General features: G+C 59.1%; 12 protein-coding genes and 1 pseudogene. 6 read left to right on the forward strand and 7 right to left on the reverse strand.

The genetic code is table 11. The features are described 5' to 3' along the window. The first annotated feature begins 202 nt into the window (after positions 1-202). On the forward strand, positions 203-1,402 hold the full coding sequence (gene fdhA, locus AC1RP7_RS05985) for a formaldehyde dehydrogenase, glutathione-independent (RefSeq protein ID WP_090451825.1): 1,200 nt from the start codon (positions 203-205) through the stop codon (positions 1,400-1,402). Positions 1,403-1,518: 116 nt separating this feature from the next. On the opposite strand, the gene AC1RP7_RS05990 is transcribed toward fdhA, so the two are convergent. Then, positions 1,519-2,598: an RHS repeat-associated core domain-containing protein gene (locus AC1RP7_RS05990; RefSeq protein ID WP_340313361.1), complete on the reverse strand. Its 1,080-nt coding sequence runs from the start codon at positions 2,596-2,598 to the stop codon at positions 1,519-1,521. Between the two features lie 225 nt (positions 2,599-2,823). Between AC1RP7_RS05990 and AC1RP7_RS05995 the strand changes: the two genes are divergently transcribed. Next, positions 2,824-3,378: a DUF2780 domain-containing protein gene (locus AC1RP7_RS05995; protein WP_493181342.1), complete on the forward strand. Its 555-nt coding sequence runs from the start codon at positions 2,824-2,826 to the stop codon at positions 3,376-3,378. Position 3,379: 1 nt separating this feature from the next. On the opposite strand, the gene yihG is transcribed toward AC1RP7_RS05995, so the two are convergent. Further along, on the reverse strand, positions 3,380-4,267 hold the full coding sequence (gene yihG, locus AC1RP7_RS06000) for a 1-acylglycerol-3-phosphate O-acyltransferase, YihG family (RefSeq protein WP_429522185.1): 888 nt from the start codon (positions 4,265-4,267) through the stop codon (positions 3,380-3,382). 164 nt (positions 4,268-4,431) lie between these two features. On the opposite strand from yihG, the gene rloA2 reads away from it, so the two are divergent. Next, positions 4,432-4,935 carry a retropepsin-like aspartic peptidase RloA2 gene (rloA2, locus tag AC1RP7_RS06005; RefSeq protein ID WP_493181341.1) on the forward strand — a complete coding sequence of 168 codons (504 nt, stop codon included), beginning with the start codon at positions 4,432-4,434 and terminating at the stop codon, positions 4,933-4,935. A 542-nt stretch (positions 4,936-5,477) separates the two neighbouring features. Here rloA2 and AC1RP7_RS06010 read toward each other — a convergent pair. Continuing rightward, positions 5,478-5,834 (reverse strand): annotated as a pseudogene (locus AC1RP7_RS06010) (RHS repeat-associated core domain-containing protein); the annotation flags it as partial. A 197-nt stretch (positions 5,835-6,031) separates the two neighbouring features. Between AC1RP7_RS06010 and creB the strand changes: the two are divergent. The 3 genes from creB (at position 6,032) to creD (ending at position 9,617) form a co-directional block, all read left to right on the forward strand. Next, positions 6,032-6,712, forward strand: a complete 681-nt coding sequence (creB, locus tag AC1RP7_RS06015; protein ID WP_493181340.1) for a two-component system response regulator CreB — start codon at positions 6,032-6,034, stop codon at positions 6,710-6,712. Then, on the forward strand, positions 6,712-8,130 hold the full coding sequence (gene creC, locus AC1RP7_RS06020; RefSeq protein WP_493181339.1) for a two-component system sensor histidine kinase CreC: 1,419 nt from the start codon (positions 6,712-6,714) through the stop codon (positions 8,128-8,130). The genes creB and creC overlap by 1 nt, the downstream gene beginning before the upstream one ends. Before the next feature lie 116 nt (positions 8,131-8,246). After that, a complete protein-coding gene (gene creD / locus AC1RP7_RS06025; RefSeq protein ID WP_407516218.1) occupies positions 8,247-9,617 on the forward strand; it encodes a cell envelope integrity protein CreD in 1,371 nt (456 codons plus the stop codon). Between the two features lie 181 nt (positions 9,618-9,798). On the opposite strand, the gene AC1RP7_RS06030 is transcribed toward creD, so the two are convergent. From AC1RP7_RS06030 to AC1RP7_RS06045, 4 genes are all read right to left on the reverse strand, one after another. Further along, positions 9,799-10,428: a glutathione S-transferase family protein gene (locus AC1RP7_RS06030; protein ID WP_057716548.1), complete on the reverse strand. Its 630-nt coding sequence runs from the start codon at positions 10,426-10,428 to the stop codon at positions 9,799-9,801. 191 nt (positions 10,429-10,619) lie between these two features. Next, entirely contained in the window at positions 10,620-10,799 is a 180-nt protein-coding gene (locus tag AC1RP7_RS06035; protein ID WP_085716476.1) for a hypothetical protein, read from the reverse strand. After that, a complete protein-coding gene (locus tag AC1RP7_RS06040; protein WP_407516219.1) occupies positions 10,796-11,926 on the reverse strand; it encodes a PepSY-associated TM helix domain-containing protein in 1,131 nt (376 codons plus the stop codon). The genes AC1RP7_RS06035 and AC1RP7_RS06040 overlap by 4 nt, the downstream gene beginning before the upstream one ends. A gap of 72 nt (positions 11,927-11,998) precedes the next feature. After that, a complete protein-coding gene (locus tag AC1RP7_RS06045; RefSeq protein ID WP_493181338.1) occupies positions 11,999-14,434 on the reverse strand; it encodes a TonB-dependent siderophore receptor in 2,436 nt (811 codons plus the stop codon). Between the last annotated feature and the right edge of the window lie 260 nt (positions 14,435-14,694).

Below are 14,694 nucleotides of genomic sequence, written 5' to 3' on the forward strand. Positions count from 1 at the left end.
TCGCCATCGCGAGCAAGCTCGCTCCCACAGTGGATCGGGGGCGGACACAAGATTTGTGAACGACACAAAAACCTGTGGGAGCGAGCTTGCTCGCGATGAGGCCCTTACAAGCAACACAAATGACAACGGCAATAACCCGAGCATTTAACGCGCTGCCTGCCTGGGCAACGCGGTTCCATAAAAACAACAGCGAGGTGAAAGCATGTCTGGCAATCGTGGTGTGGTGTATCTCGGCGCTGGCAAGGTCGAAGTGCAGAGTATTGATTATCCGAAAATGCAGGACCCGCGTGGCAGGAAAATTAACCACGCCGTGATCCTGCGCGTGGTTTCCACCAACATCTGTGGTTCCGACCAGCACATGGTGCGCGGCCGTACCACCGCTCAAACCGGTCTGGTCCTGGGTCACGAGATCACCGGTGAAGTGATCGAAAAGGGCAGCGACGTTGAGAACCTGCAGATTGGTGACCTGGTGTCTGTTCCGTTCAACGTGGCTTGCGGGCGCTGCCGTTCCTGCAAAGAAATGCACACAGGCGTCTGCCTGAGCGTCAACCCGGCGCGTCCGGGCGGTGCTTATGGTTACGTCGACATGGGCGACTGGACCGGTGGCCAGGCCGAATACGCCATGGTGCCGTACGCCGACTTCAACCTGCTGAAACTACCGGATCGCGACCGGGCGATGGAAAAAATCCGCGACCTGACCTGCCTCTCCGACATCCTGCCGACCGGCTATCACGGTGCCGTGACCGCTGGCGTCGGCCCGGGCAGCACCGTGTACATCGCCGGTGCCGGTCCGGTCGGCCTCGCGGCGGCTGCTTCGGCCCGTCTGTTGGGCGCGGCGGTGGTGATCATCGGTGACGTCAACACCGTGCGCCTGGCCCACGCCAAGGCTCAGGGCTTCGAGATCGCCGACTTGTCCCTGGACACGCCGCTGCACGAACAGATCGCCGCACTGCTGGGCGAGCCGGAAGTCGACTGCGCCATCGACGCCGTTGGTTTCGAAGCCCGTGGCCATGGCCATGACGGCGTGAAACACGAAGCACCTGCCACCGTACTCAACTCGCTGATGGGCGTGGTGCGTGTGGCAGGCAAGATCGGCATCCCCGGCCTCTACGTGACCGAAGACCCGGGCGCTGTCGACGCTGCCGCGAAAATGGGCAGCCTGAGCATCCGCTTCGGCCTGGGCTGGGCCAAATCCCACAGCTTCCACACCGGCCAGACCCCGGTGATGAAGTACAACCGCGCGCTCATGCAAGCGATCATGTGGGACCGCATCAACATCGCCGAAGTGGTGGGCGTGCAGGTGATCAGCCTGGATCAGGCGCCGCAGGGTTATGGCGAGTTTGACGCGGGCGTGCCGAAGAAGTTTGTGATTGATCCGCATAAGATGTTTAGTGCGGCGTGAGTTTTTAGAGCAAACAAAAACGGCGGCCTCCTTTTTGGCCGCCGTTTCCTATAGCAAAACTGCTAGCAACGTCACAGGCGGCGCTCCCAGACAGAGCTTGAGAACGATCAAGTTGCTTAATTGTTGTTTTGACGTATTCCCTTCATTGATAAATTCCACTTCTTGATTACTTCGGAGCGCTGAGCTTCTACTGTCTGCGCAAAAAAATCATCAACGAGTTTTCTAGCATTGGTTACTTGAGAACTACTATATGTTGGCGGGGATGTAGGTAGTGAGGTTGACCCGGAGACAATTGACCGTCCCATATTGATTTGATTGGGTGGGTACAAGAGGTTATCAAAGTTATCATCGATTGTTGATGGGGTATCGAGCGATCCTTGGGAGGAAAGGCTCGGTCTCCGTGAACCAAGGGAGATTGATGCTCGGGGAGAGGAATAGGCTGGTGGCGGCAGCAGCGGCTGAAATTGCTCAGGGGCATGATCAAGTAAAATGTGAACTGGGTTGTTGTCAGGGAAGTATGGAGGTGGAAATCCGGGCCTCACGTTAGGTACAGCGACATTGGTCATCGAAAATGCAGCAGTAGCAGGACGGGCCGGTTTACTGATGAGTCCAACCGCACGCAGCAAGGGTTTGGCAGCGACCCAAAGAGGCCGAAGAAATTGAAAAAAATGCCCCGTCGGATCCTTTCGATTCACCGGATCCCCCACGCAATACGTGTAGGCATTCAGCCCACCCTTCCCAAACGGACTCCAACTGTCCGGACTGTTAAACCGCATCAACACCGGATTAAACCCCCGATAACCATTCCCCAACAAATAGCATCCCGTCACCGGATCCGGCCGTTCGCCGTTGAAGCCGAGCAGGCTTAGCAAGCCGTTTTCGGGAGGTCGGTGACCGTAGGGCGAGTAAGCGAGAGGATGGGGGCGAGTTGCATCGAGCACGCTCAACACTGAACGCTGTTGATCAGTGGCGAGCAGGTGGGTTTCTGCGGTGTCGTTCTGACGCTGTTGCTGCGCCAGCAGTTGATCGTCGTGCTGCATGATCGAACGCTGCACCGCGTCTTGAATCTCGGTGGCCAGACGATCTTTCAGGTAAAAGCGTCGGGTGGGGGCCTGCGCAGAGGGCGTGCAATCAACCAGACGATCCAGCGGGTCGTAGCGGTAACTGCAGAACCGCGTTTCTCGATTGGGGAGCATGGGCGGGTTCCTGAATGAGTTTGTCGATCCAGGGTTTTACTGTGGTGCATTCGAACAAAGCCGCCTACTGGCAGATCTGATAGTGCCGCAGGCTTCAGGGCTGCTTTGTGACGAGCGGATGGTAAATGGATGGAGATCTGAGGAACATGCCCGCGTCTGCCCGGTCAAATCGGCAGCTTTGCGCCCGTAAGCCGGGCGTTTTTCATGGCACAAGAGGATGTCTGAATGAAGATTTCACGCGGTTTTGCACTGGCATCACTCCTGACCCTGGCAGCCAGCCCGGTCTTCGCACAGTTCAATCTGGGCGATGCGGTCAATGCCATTGCCGGCATGCAGGGCGATGACGCGGCCGCGACTGCTGCACCGACACCGCAGACCGCCAACCTGCTGAGCACCCTCAGTGAATTGGACATCACCCCAGAGCAAGCCGTTGGCGGCGCCGGGGCGATGCTGGGGCTGGCGAAGAACCAGTTGAGCTCGACCGACTACTCGGAACTGGCCAAAAGCGTGCCGGGCATCGACATGCTCTCGGGCGGCGGGGAGTTGGGGGCACTGGCCGGGCTGCTCGGCTCCAGCGGCAAAGCAGCAGGGCTGGACAACGCCTTGGGCAACGTCAAGGACACCAACGACCTGAACAACGCCTTCAGCGCCCTGGGCATGGACAGCGGCATGATCGGCCAGTTTGCCCCGGTACTCCTGCAATACTTCGGTCAGCAGGGCGTCGGCGGTTCGCTGCTGAGCAGCCTGGGCAGCATCTGGGGCACCAGCACCGGTAGCTGATTCAGCGGCGCCCGGCGCGCAACGCGTCGATGCGCCGGTCCTTCTCGATCCAGAGCTGGTTGACCCAATTCTGGACCTTCTCGCGAAACGCAGGGTCGTTTTCGTAATCGCCCTGCCACAGCGCCGGGTCGAGTTCGCGAGTCTTGATGTCGATGATGACCCGCGGAACGTTGCCGCTGATCAAGTCCCAGAACCCCGGAATCGTCTGCTGCGGGTAAACCACTGTCACATCGAGAATCGCGTCCAGCTGCTCACCCATCGCCGCCAGCACAAAGGCCACCCCGCCGGCCTTGGGCTTGAGCAGGTGATTGAACGGCGACTGTTGCTGGTCACATTTAGCCGCCGTGAAGCGGGTGCCTTCGAGGTAGTTGACCACCGTCACTGGTTGGCGCTTGAACAATTCACAGGCCTGTCTGGTGATTTCCAGATCCTTGCCGGCCAGTTCCGGGTATTTCGCCAGGAACGTCTTGCTGTAGCGCTTCATGAACGGGTAATCCAGCGCCCACCACGCCAGGCCCAGGAAGGGCACCCAGATCAGCTCTTTCTTGAGGAAGAATTTGAAGAACGGCGTGCGCCGGTTCAGCGTCTGGATCAGCGCCGGGATGTCGACCCAGGATTGATGGTTGCTGATCACCAGATATGAAGTGTCGCGACGCAGATCGTCACCGCCACGGATGTCCCATTGGGTAGGGATGCAGACACGGAAGATCAGCTTGTCGATCTCGGACCAGGTCTCGGCGATCCACATCACCGACCATGAGGCGTAATCGCGAAAACGGCCGGGCAGGATCAGTTTGAGCAGGGCAAACACCATCAACGGTCCGATCAGGATCAGGGTGTTTAGCAGGAGCAGCAGGGTCACGAAACAGCCGGTGAGCAGGCGGCGCATAAGTCACTCGTGGAAGCGGTTGGGCGCGCAATGATAAGCAGCTTCGGGCGACAGGCCAAATCGGTGCTGACGAATGTTTCACTTTTGGGTCGGTAACCTTGTGGGAACGATCAAGCGCACGACGGTCTAAAATCCGACTGCTCACTCTCATGGAAACCCATTACGTGAAATCCCTCCTTGCAGTGCTCTCCTTCATCGCCCTGCCGGTCATGGCCGCCGAGCCGACCCTCTATGGTCGTTACGAATACATCGCCCTGCCGGAAATCGGCGGCGAAGTGCTAAAGGCCAAGATGGATACCGGCGCGCTGACTGCGTCGCTGTCGGCCAAGGACATCGAGACCTTTACCCGCGACGGTGAAGACTGGGTGCGTTTCCGCCTCGCGACCAAGGATGCGAGCAACAAGGTCTACGAGCACAAGATCGCACGCATCAGCAAGATCAAGACTCGTTCCGAAGAAGACGAGGATGAAGACGTGGCCGCGCCGACCAAGCGTCCGGTGGTCGATCTGGAGTTGTGCCTGGGCAACGTCAAGCGCACGGTCGAGGTCAACCTGACTGACCGCAGCAGCTTCAACTATCCGTTGCTGATTGGGGCCAAGGCGTTGCGTGAGTTTGGCGCGGCGGTGAATCCGGCGCGGCGTTTTACCGCGGACAAGCCGGATTGTTGAAGATTGAAGAGGTGAAGTCGAGCATAGAGAAACTGCTCGCAACTCCATGAAAATGTTCGATGCGAAAGTGAGTGGTTGTAGATAGTGCTCTATGAAAGTTGTCGAATTTGATTTTGAGTAGACGCAGGCATAGTCGTTACTTTCTTTTGGAGGTGGTTTAAAGTGCCAAGGTGATTATTGAAGTACATTGCTTCAGAGTGCAATGCGAGCACTGCATGATCTCTGGAGGATGAAGGGTTTATAACGGTTGGAAATTGAATGGGTGCGTTGAAGCCATTAATTGCTTTCGTCCTCTGGGGGGAGTCTGGCATGTTGCTTATCAATTCTTTTATTTTATTTATTAATTCGGAACTACTGTCTTTGATAATGTCGGTGTAGGTGTTTATTTCTTCAATTTTTATTTTGTCCAGTTTTAGCTTTGCTGCTTTTTCATCAAGTTGATAGCCTAAGTTTTGCTTTTTGTAGCGCATGCCTTGTTCCATAAACGCTATTTTCTTTGCGGTAGCTATTGCTTCAGGGGATTTGGTAGATGTCCTGGCCAATGTATTTGTTCTTCTAAAAAGGCTCAGTATCCCAAATGAGTGGCCGGTTGGATCTACACGATTCCTCGGATCTCCCCCACAATACGCATAAGCATTCAATCCACCCTCCCCAAACGGACTCCAACTATCCGGGCTGTTAAACCGCATCAACACCGGATTGAACTGCCGATATCCGTTACCCAAATGATAATGCCCGGTCAGCGGGTCCGGCCGTTCGCCGTTGAAACCCAGCAGGCTGAGCAAGCCGATGTCGGCTGGGCGATGACCATAGGGTGTGTAGGCGATGGGGTGTGGCCGATTCTCGTCCAGGGCGTTTATTACCGAGCGCTGATGATCGGTTGCCAGCAGAGTCGTTTTGTGAGAGTGCGAAGGCATTGACTGGTCTCCGTGTCAGTACCAAAAAGACGGGCTATCAGAATCAGCTTCTTTTCATCCATTGCCTACTAGCAGAACTGCTAGGTACCACAGGCCTCGCCGCCAATTAACACAGCCTGATTGACGCCGATTCCCCCTTGAGTCACCGTTCGCCCACATCACTGCCGGGCTCGGACGCCATGCCTCATATCCTGATTGTCGAAGACGAAGCGGCCATTGCCGACACCCTGGTTTTCGCCCTGCAAGGCGAGGGCTTCACCACCACATGGCTGAGCCTGGGCGCGGCGGCGCTGGAGCACCAGCGCCAGACCCCGGCGGATCTGATCATTCTCGATATCGGCCTGCCGGACATCAGCGGCTTCGAAACCTGCAAGCAACTGCGGCGCTTCAGCGAAGTGCCGGTGATGTTCCTCAGCGCCCGGGATGGCGAAATCGATCGCGTCGTGGGCCTGGAAATCGGCGCCGACGATTACGTGGTCAAACCGTTCAGCCCTCGAGAAGTGGCGGCGCGGGTCCGGGCGATTCTCAAGCGCATGGCGCCCCGCACGGTGAGCGACCCGTCGGCGACGCTGTTTCGCATCGATAGTGAGCGTGTGCAAATCAGTTATCGCGGTCAACTGCTGACCCTGACCCGCCATGAATTCCGTCTGCTGCAATGCCTGCTGGAGCAGCCCGAGCGAGTCTTCAGCCGCGAACAGTTGCTCGATGCCCTGGGCGTGGCCGCCGACGCCGGTTACGAGCGCAGCATCGACAGCCACATCAAGAGCGTGCGCGCCAAGTTGCGATTGGTGAAGGCTGACGCCGAACCGATCCAGACCCACCGCGGCCTCGGCTACAGCTACAACCCGGGACAAAGCTGATGCCGCTGGGAATCCGGATTTTTCTGGTCTACGCACTGTTCATCGGCCTGACCGGCTACTTTGTGCTCAACACGGTCATGCAGGAGATCCGCCCCGGCGTGCGCCAGTCCACCGAAGAAACCCTGGTCGATACCGCCAACCTGATGGCCGAGATCCTGCGCGACGACTTCAAGGCCGGCAGCCTCAACCAGAACCGCTGGCCGGAACTGCTCAAGGCCTATGGTGAGCGACAGCCCGGAGCGAAAATCTGGGGCTTGCCAAAGAATCAGGTCAACCACCGCATCTACGTCACCGACGCCAAGGGCTTCGTCGTGCTGGACTCCAGCGGGACGGCGGTGGGGCAGGATTACTCGCGCTGGAACGACGTCTACCTGACCCTGCGTGGCGAATACGGCGCACGCTCCACGCGCAATGACCCGAACGATCCGGGGTCTTCGGTGATGCACGTCGGCGCGCCGATTCGCGACAACGGCCAGATCATCGGCGTGGTCACTGTGGCCAAGCCAAACAGCTCGTTGCAGCCCTATGTGGATCGCACGGAACGCCGGTTGCTGGCTTACGGCGCCGGGCTGATCGGTCTCGGTCTGCTGTTCGGTGCGTTGTTGTCCTGGTGGCTCAGCCGAGCCCTGCGAAGATTGACGGCGTACGCTCAAGGCGTCAGTGAAGGCCGGCGGGTTGAAGTGCCGCATTATCGCGGCGGTGAGCTGGAGCAATTGGCCACGGCAGTGGAGCAGATGCGCACGCAGCTTGAAGGCAAGGCCTACGTCGAACGTTACGTGCACACCTTGACCCATGAGCTGAAGAGTCCGTTGGCGGCGATTCGTGGCGCGGCGGAACTGTTACAGGGCGAAATGCCTCTGGCACAGCGGCAACGTTTCGTCGGCAATATCGACAGTGAAAGTGCGCGCATGCAGCAGCTGATCGAGCGGCTTTTGAACCTGGCGCAGGTCGAGCAACGCCAAGGGCTGGAGCAGCGGGTGGCGGTGCCATTGGCGGCTTTGGTGGATGGCCTGCTGAACGCGCAATCTGCGCGAATCGAAGGTAAACAGTTGCGCGTAGAGCAAACGATTCCATCGGATCTGGCGCTGATCGGCGAGCCATTTCTGCTGCGTCAGGCGTTGGGTAATCTGCTGGACAATGCGCTGGATTTCACCCCTGTTGAAGGTGTGCTGCGATTCACCGCCGAACGGACAGGCGAGCAGGTCGAGTTCAAGCTTTTCAATCAGGCAGAGCCGATTCCCGACTACGCGCTGCCGCGTTTGAGCGAGCGTTTTTACTCATTGCCGCGTCCCGACAGTGGGCGCAAAAGCACCGGGCTCGGGCTCAATTTTGTCGAGGAAGTGGTCAAGCTGCATGGCGGTACGATGAGTATTGGTAATGTCGACGGCGGTGTGGAGGTGAAGTTACACCTGCCTTAAGACCGAGTTACGGCCAATCGCGAGCAGGCTGAATCTCCACACAATCTCCACATTCCCCCCATGGCCCCACCACATACCGAATCCAGACTCTCCCCATCCAAAACAGGGAGAGTCCCATGAACCGTAGCCTGACCCTAAAACTCGGGGCAATTGCCCTGTTGATTCTGTTGTTGCTGATTCCACTGCTGATGATCAACGGCGTGATCCAGGAGCGCCAGCAATTGCGCGACGGTGTGCTCGAAGACATTGCCCGCAGCTCCAGTTACAGCCAGCAATTGAGCGGCCCGCTGATGGTGGTGCCGTATCGTAAAGTCGTGCGCACCTGGAAGACCCACGAAAAAACCAACGAGCGTTATCAGGAGATCGGTGAAGAGCGCGGTCGTTTGTATTTTCTGCCGGAGCGCTTCGAACTCGACGCAGACGTTCAGACCGAACTGCGTTCCCGAGGTATTTACCAGGCGCGGTTGTTCCATGCAGACAACCGCATCAGCGGCCACTTTTCCCTGCCGGTTCAACTGGGCATCAAGGAAGATTTCGCCGATTACCAGTTCGACCAGCCGTTCCTCGCTGTTGGCATCAGCGACATTCGTGGTATCGAAAACGCTTTGAAGCTTGAACTCAACGGCCAGAACCTGGACTTCATTCCGGGCAGCCAAGTGAGCTGGCTGGGTGAAGGCGTCCACGTGACCCTACCGGCGTTGGAGACAAAGCAGGCCACGGAGTTGGCCTTCGGTTTTGACCTGAAGCTGCAAGGCACCGGCCAGTTACAAATCCTGCCGGTGGGCAAGACCAGTAAAGTTTCGTTGAATGCCAACTGGCCGCATCCAAGCTTCATCGGCAACTACCTGCCTGCCCAGCGCGAGATCACTGATCAAGGTTTTACCGCCCATTGGCAGACTTCGTTTTTCTCCACCAACCTGCAAGAAACGCTGAACAGCTGCGTGTCCCGCGGTGGTTGTGAGGCGTTGTTCGGTCGCAGCTTCGGCGTGAGCTTCATCGAACCCGTGGACCAGTACCTGAAAAGTGACCGGGCGATCAAATATGCGCTGCTGTTCATTGTCCTGACCTTTGCCGGTTTCTTCCTGTTCGAAGTGTTGAAAAGCCTTGCGGTGCACCCGGTGCAATATGCGTTGGTAGGTGTGGCGCTGGCGTTCTTCTACCTGTTGTTGCTGTCGTTGTCCGAGCACATCGGCTTTGCTCTGGCGTACCTGTTGTCCGCCAGCGGTTGTGTGTTGTTGATCGGGTTCTACGTTTGCCACGTGTTGCGCAGCGTGCGCCACGGCTTGAGTTTTTCTGTGGGATTGGCCGCGTTGTATGGGCTGCTCTACGGGCTGTTGAGTGCAGAGGATTACGCGCTTTTGATGGGCTCGCTGCTGCTGTTCGGTTTGCTGGGCGTGTTTATGGTGCTGACGCGCAAGCTGGATTGGTATGGGGTTGGGCAGAAAACGGGGAAACCGCTGAACTTCGATATTGGAGCGGTGCAATGAGCCGGTCGGTGGGGCTGCGGGAAGATCAGCGGGAGGGGAGGGTGTTGGCGACGCTGATTGCCGGGTTGTTTGCGTTAGATCCGTTGTGGTGCCATCGCGAGCAGGCTCGCTCCCACATGGGACCGCAGTCAAAGGTGGGAGCGAGCCTGCTCGCGAAGAGGTCAGTACAGCCGGCGAAGTTCTAAACCTTCGGCATCGTCGCAATCATCGAAGGCCGCTGGCTCACCTCGAAATACCACGCCGCCAACTGCGGATTCGCTGTGCGCCAGTCCAGATCCGGATGGCGCAGGTCCAGGTAACCCAGTGCACAGGCCACGCTGATTGCCGCCACATCGAAGTGGCAGGTCAGCTCGGCAATCGCGTCCTTTTCCAGCAATGCCAGGGCGCGACGAATCTTGTCGCGCTGGCCGTCGAGCCATTCGTCCCAGTGTTTCTCCGGGGCGCGCAGGGCGACTTCGTAGCGAACCAGCACGGCCGCGTCCATGATCCCGTCGGCCAGTGAAGCGAGGGTCAGGCGTCGCCAGCGGGCCGAACCTTCGCGAGGGATCAGCGGGTTACCGACGTGCTGGTGGTCGAGGTAGTCGAGGATGACCCGGCTGTCGTGAATGATGTTGCCATCGGCCAGGCGCAGGGCCGGGATTTTGCTCAGTGGGTTGTCGTCGATCAGGGTCAGGTCCGGGTTGACCGGGGTGAGCACGCTGGTCTGCAACGCTACGCGGTTCTGTTGTCCGGTTTCGTGCAGCAGCACCATGACTTTGCGAACGAAGGGGGAAAGCGGGTTGTGGTACAGGGTCATGCTCGGGGCGGACATGGCAGCGTCTCGGTCGGTGGCAGTGTCGGGCAGCATAGCGCGTTGGTCTGATTGCTCAAGCATCATGGCTTGACCCCTTGTGGGAGCGAGCTTGCTCGCGATGGTCGTCAACGATGACGTTGGAAGACTGACACCCCGGGGAGTTCTCGGGTGCATCGCGAGCAAGCTCGCTCCTACAGGGGGATGTCGCTTTAGCGGCGTTGCAGGAGGCCTCGCAGGGCAACAGCGGCGGGGATGCCCAAGCCTAGCCAGCTCAGCGAATCCCACACACCATCCCCGAGCAACGCGGCAAACAACCCTGCCGCGCTGAACAAGGCGATGACGATTGGAGTGCTAAACACTTTCCAGAAGTTCGACTGCCGGGGCTTCATGCCACGCTCTCCGCTTTTTCCAGCACAGGCCTGGCAGCCTTGCGCCGCACCACCCACAGGTAGACCCCGCTGCCGAGCACGATGATGGTCAGCACATCGAGGGTCGCCCAGAGTATCTGCATCGGCATGCCGCCGTAGTCACCGAAGTGCAGCGGTTGTGACATGCCCATGACGTCCATGTACCACGGGCGTTCGACCACTGCGGTGACTTGCAGGGTGCTGGCATCGATCAGAACCGGCGTCAGCAGGTGCGAGGTCAGGTGCGTGCTGCCCTTCATGAACACCGCGTAATGATGCTCACTGGAAAAGCGTGTGCCGGGGAAGGCGATGAAGTCCGGCTGCATGCCCGGTGCGACTTCCTTGGCGATGTTGAGCAAGCGGTTGGCCGGCGCCAGTTGAGTCAGCGGAGGTGCATCGCGATACGGCGCGATCATCGCGGCCAGTGTGTCGTTGCGCCATGCGGCAATCAGTAGGTCTGCGCAGGCACTGACGACGCCGGTTACGCCGACCACCAGCGCCCAGGTCAACGTCACGACGCCGATCAGGTTATGCAGGTCGAGCCAGCGCAGGCGAGTGGATTTGTCCTGGCGCACGGTGGCGAATTTCAAGCGGCGCATGAACGGCAAGTACAGCACCGTGCCGGAAACGATCGCTGCCACGAACGCAATTCCCATGAACGCCAGCAGCAACTTGCCCGGCAAGCCGGCGAACATGTCCACGTGCAGGCGCAACATGACCATCATGAAGCCGCCGTTGGCCGATGGCGTTTCCAGCGCTTCGCCAGTACGGGCGTCGAGCATGAAGGTGTGGGACGAGTTCGGCTCGGTGCCTGCGGTCGCGGCCATGATGGTCAGCACTGCGTTGGGCTCATCGTCCTCGAAGCCGAAGTACTGCATGACTTCACCGGGACGATGTTTCTCGGCCGCGTCCACCAACTGCTGCAAATTCAGGTGCGGGGTGTCCGCCGACATTACCTTCACTTCAGGCGCATCGCCCAGCAAGTGGTCGATCTCGTGGTGAAAGATCAACGGCAGGCCGGTCAGTGCCAGCATCAGCAGAAACGCAGTGCAGATCAGGCTGGACCAGGTGTGGACGAAGGACCAGCGGCGAATTGTTTTACTTTTCATTTCATAGCCTTCAGAAAAACCAAAGCCGCCCACGAAGGACGGCCTGGTCATTGGGCGTGTCAGCTCAAAGCGTTACCACTTGTAGGTTGCACTGGCGACGACACTGCGCTGGTCGCCGTAGTAGCAGTAGTAGCTGTCGCAAGTCGAGATGTAGTCCTTGTCGAGCAGGTTGGTTGCGTTGACGGCCAGCGAAGCGCCTTTGAGGCTGTTGTCCAGGCGACCGAGGTCGTAGTGAACCACGGCGTCGAACACTGTGTAGGCGTCGGCCTTGCCCAGCCAGGTGTTGGCCTGGTCGCCATAGGTATTGCCGGTGTAGCGCGCGCCAGCGCCGATGCCGAAGCCATCCAGTACGCCGTTGTGCCAGGTGTAGTCGCCCCACACCGACGCTTGCTGGTTAGGCATCAGTTGCAGGCGATTGTCCTTGTAGATGCCCTCTTGCACTTCGGATTTGGCCAGGGTGTAGGCAGCGGTGACCTTGAGGTTTTCGGTCACGTCGGAAACGGCTTCCAGCTCCAGGCCTTTGACTTTCACTTCGCCGGTCTGGCTGGTGACTGTCACGTTGCCCACGTTGTTGGTGACGGAAACGTTTTTCTGGGTCAGGTCATACACAGCCGCGGTCAGCAGGGTGTTGCTGCCCGGTGGCTGGTACTTGATCCCCACTTCCCATTGCTTGCCTTCGGTCGGCTTGAACGACTCGGTCGGCGAGGCGACGGCATTGCTGGTCGGCTGGAACGATTCGGCGTAGGACAGGTAAGGCACGAAGCCCGAGTCGAACACGTAGCTGATCGCCGCGTTGCCGCTGAAGTTCTTGTCGCGCTCGGTGTTGGTGGCATCGCCCTTGTTGAAGAACGTGGTACCGGTGTGGACCCAGTCTTCACGACCGCCGAGGGTCAGGCGCCATTGGCCGAGGGCCATCTGGTCCTGGATGTACAGGCCGGTCTGCTGGGTCTTCTGTTCGTAGTCATAGAAGGCTGTGGAGCGTGCCGGACGCTCGATCGGCAAGCCATAGACCGGGTCGTTGACGTTGATGCCCGGCGCGGTGCCGAAGATCGAGAGGTAGTTGGTGGTGTTGCGCTGGTGGTCCAGGCCGATCAGCAAGGTGTGACTGACGTCGCCGGTGACGAAGTCGCCCTGGAAGTTGTTGTCCACGGCGAACTGGGCGATGTCTTCGTCGACATTGGTGGTGCCACGGCCAGTATTGCCTTGATCGTCAACAACAGACCCGTAAGAGGGGCCGTAGCTATTGACGGTCACGGCCTGGAACGACAGCTCCGACTTGGTGTAGCGCAGGTTCTGGCGGAACTGCCAGACATCGTTCAAGCGGTGTTCGAAGGCATAACCCAGTGCGTAGTAGGTGCGGTCGTAGAAGTCGTAGTTCGGGTCACCCAGGTTCTTGTGGTGGGAGATATCGCCGAACGGCATGTCGATCTTGGTGCCCTGGATCGGATAGAACTGACTGGTGATACCGGTATCGTCACGGGTGAACTGCGTGAGCAGGGTGAATTTGGTGTCTTCGTCGATGTTCCAGGTCAGGCTGGGCGCAATGTTGTAGCGCTTGTCATCGATGTGGTCGATGGGCGTGCCGCCGTCGCGCAGGACGCCGCTGAGGCTGTAAAGGAACTGGCCTTCGTCATCGATCTTGCCGGTGCTGGCGAAGTTGATCTGGCGATGATTGTCGCTGCCGTATTGCAGCTGGATCTCGCTGCTGGCTTCAGCGCTTGGGCGACGGCTGACCATGTCCAGCAGGCCGCCCGGCGGGGTCTGGCCGTACACGGAGGAGGCCGGGCCGCGCAGCAGCGCCAGGCGGTCGAGGTTCCAGGTTTCCTGTTTCGGGTTGGAGTACACGCCTTTTGGCAGTGGCAGGCCGTCGAGGAATTGAGTCGGCTCGAAACCGCGCACGCGCAACCAGTCGGCGCGGGTGTCGCTGCCGAAGCTGCTGGAGGTGATGCCCGGCAAGTAGCGCACGGCATCGTCGAGGGTGTGCGCGTTGCGGTCGTCCATCTGCTCGCGAGTGACGACCGAAATCGAACGCGGTGCCTCGACCAGCGCGGTGTCGGTCTTGGTGCCGGCGGCAGTGCGCTTGGCCAGGTAGCCCTGTGCCGGGCCCCAGGCGCTTTCAGTGTCTTGCACACCAATCACGCTGGTTACCGGCAGGTCCATCACACCCTCGGGCACGGGCACCAGGCTATAGGTACCCGCACTGCTCTGTTCCAGTTGCAGCCCAGTGCCACGCAGGGCTTCGCGCAGGGCGCCGGCTGCGTCGAACTGGCCTTTGACCGGCGCCGAGGTCTTGCCCGCCGCCAGGGATGGATTCAACGACAGGGCCAGACCGGCCTGGCTGGCAATCTGGTTCAGGGTGTTGGCCAGTGGAGCGGTCGGCAGGTTGTAGGCGCGGACGCTGGACGCCTGTTCAGCGGCGACCAGTTGGCTGCTGGCCAAAGGGGTGCAAAGGGCAATGGCAACCGCCAGCAAACTGCGGCGTAACAGGGAGTCTAGCGAACGAGGCATACAGCGGCTCCTGAATGGAAACATTTCTCAATTGCCTGTGTGCCGTACGAAAATCAAAAAGTGATAGGGCTGGATGAAAATAATTTCGATTCAGTTATTCAATAAACATCGAGGAGCTTCAGGCATGCGCATTTTGTGGCGAGGGGGCTTGCCCCCGTTCGGCTGCGTAGCAGTCGTGACGTCAGCGAACACAGTCAGTCAGAAAAATGCAGGGGGCCGCTTCGCGACCCAACGGGGGCAAGCCCCCTCGCCACAGGGTT

The sequence above is a fragment of the Pseudomonas sp. GW822-FHT01E03 genome (assembly GCF_058802985.1).

What these genes read in the sequence shown, in the direction of transcription:
- AC1RP7_RS06030 (WP_057716548.1), bottom strand. Translation starts at nt 10,428, where the DNA reads ATGTCCGCCCCGAGCATGACCCTGTACCACAACCCGCTTTCCCCCTTC.
- yihG (WP_429522185.1), bottom strand. Translation starts at nt 4,267, where the DNA reads ATGCGCCGCCTGCTCACCGGCTGTTTCGTGACCCTGCTGCTCCTGCTA.
- AC1RP7_RS06035 (WP_085716476.1), bottom strand. Translation starts at nt 10,799, where the DNA reads ATGAAGCCCCGGCAGTCGAACTTCTGGAAAGTGTTTAGCACTCCAATC.
- AC1RP7_RS05995 (WP_493181342.1), top strand. Translation starts at nt 2,824, where the DNA reads ATGAAGATTTCACGCGGTTTTGCACTGGCATCACTCCTGACCCTGGCA.
- creC (WP_493181339.1), top strand. Translation starts at nt 6,712, where the DNA reads ATGCCGCTGGGAATCCGGATTTTTCTGGTCTACGCACTGTTCATCGGC.
- creD (WP_407516218.1), top strand. Translation starts at nt 8,247, where the DNA reads ATGAACCGTAGCCTGACCCTAAAACTCGGGGCAATTGCCCTGTTGATT.
- fdhA (WP_090451825.1), top strand. Translation starts at nt 203, where the DNA reads ATGTCTGGCAATCGTGGTGTGGTGTATCTCGGCGCTGGCAAGGTCGAA.
- AC1RP7_RS06045 (WP_493181338.1), bottom strand. Translation starts at nt 14,434, where the DNA reads ATGCCTCGTTCGCTAGACTCCCTGTTACGCCGCAGTTTGCTGGCGGTT.
- AC1RP7_RS06040 (WP_407516219.1), bottom strand. Translation starts at nt 11,926, where the DNA reads ATGAAAAGTAAAACAATTCGCCGCTGGTCCTTCGTCCACACCTGGTCC.
- creB (WP_493181340.1), top strand. Translation starts at nt 6,032, where the DNA reads ATGCCTCATATCCTGATTGTCGAAGACGAAGCGGCCATTGCCGACACC.
- AC1RP7_RS05990 (WP_340313361.1), bottom strand. Translation starts at nt 2,598, where the DNA reads ATGCTCCCCAATCGAGAAACGCGGTTCTGCAGTTACCGCTACGACCCG.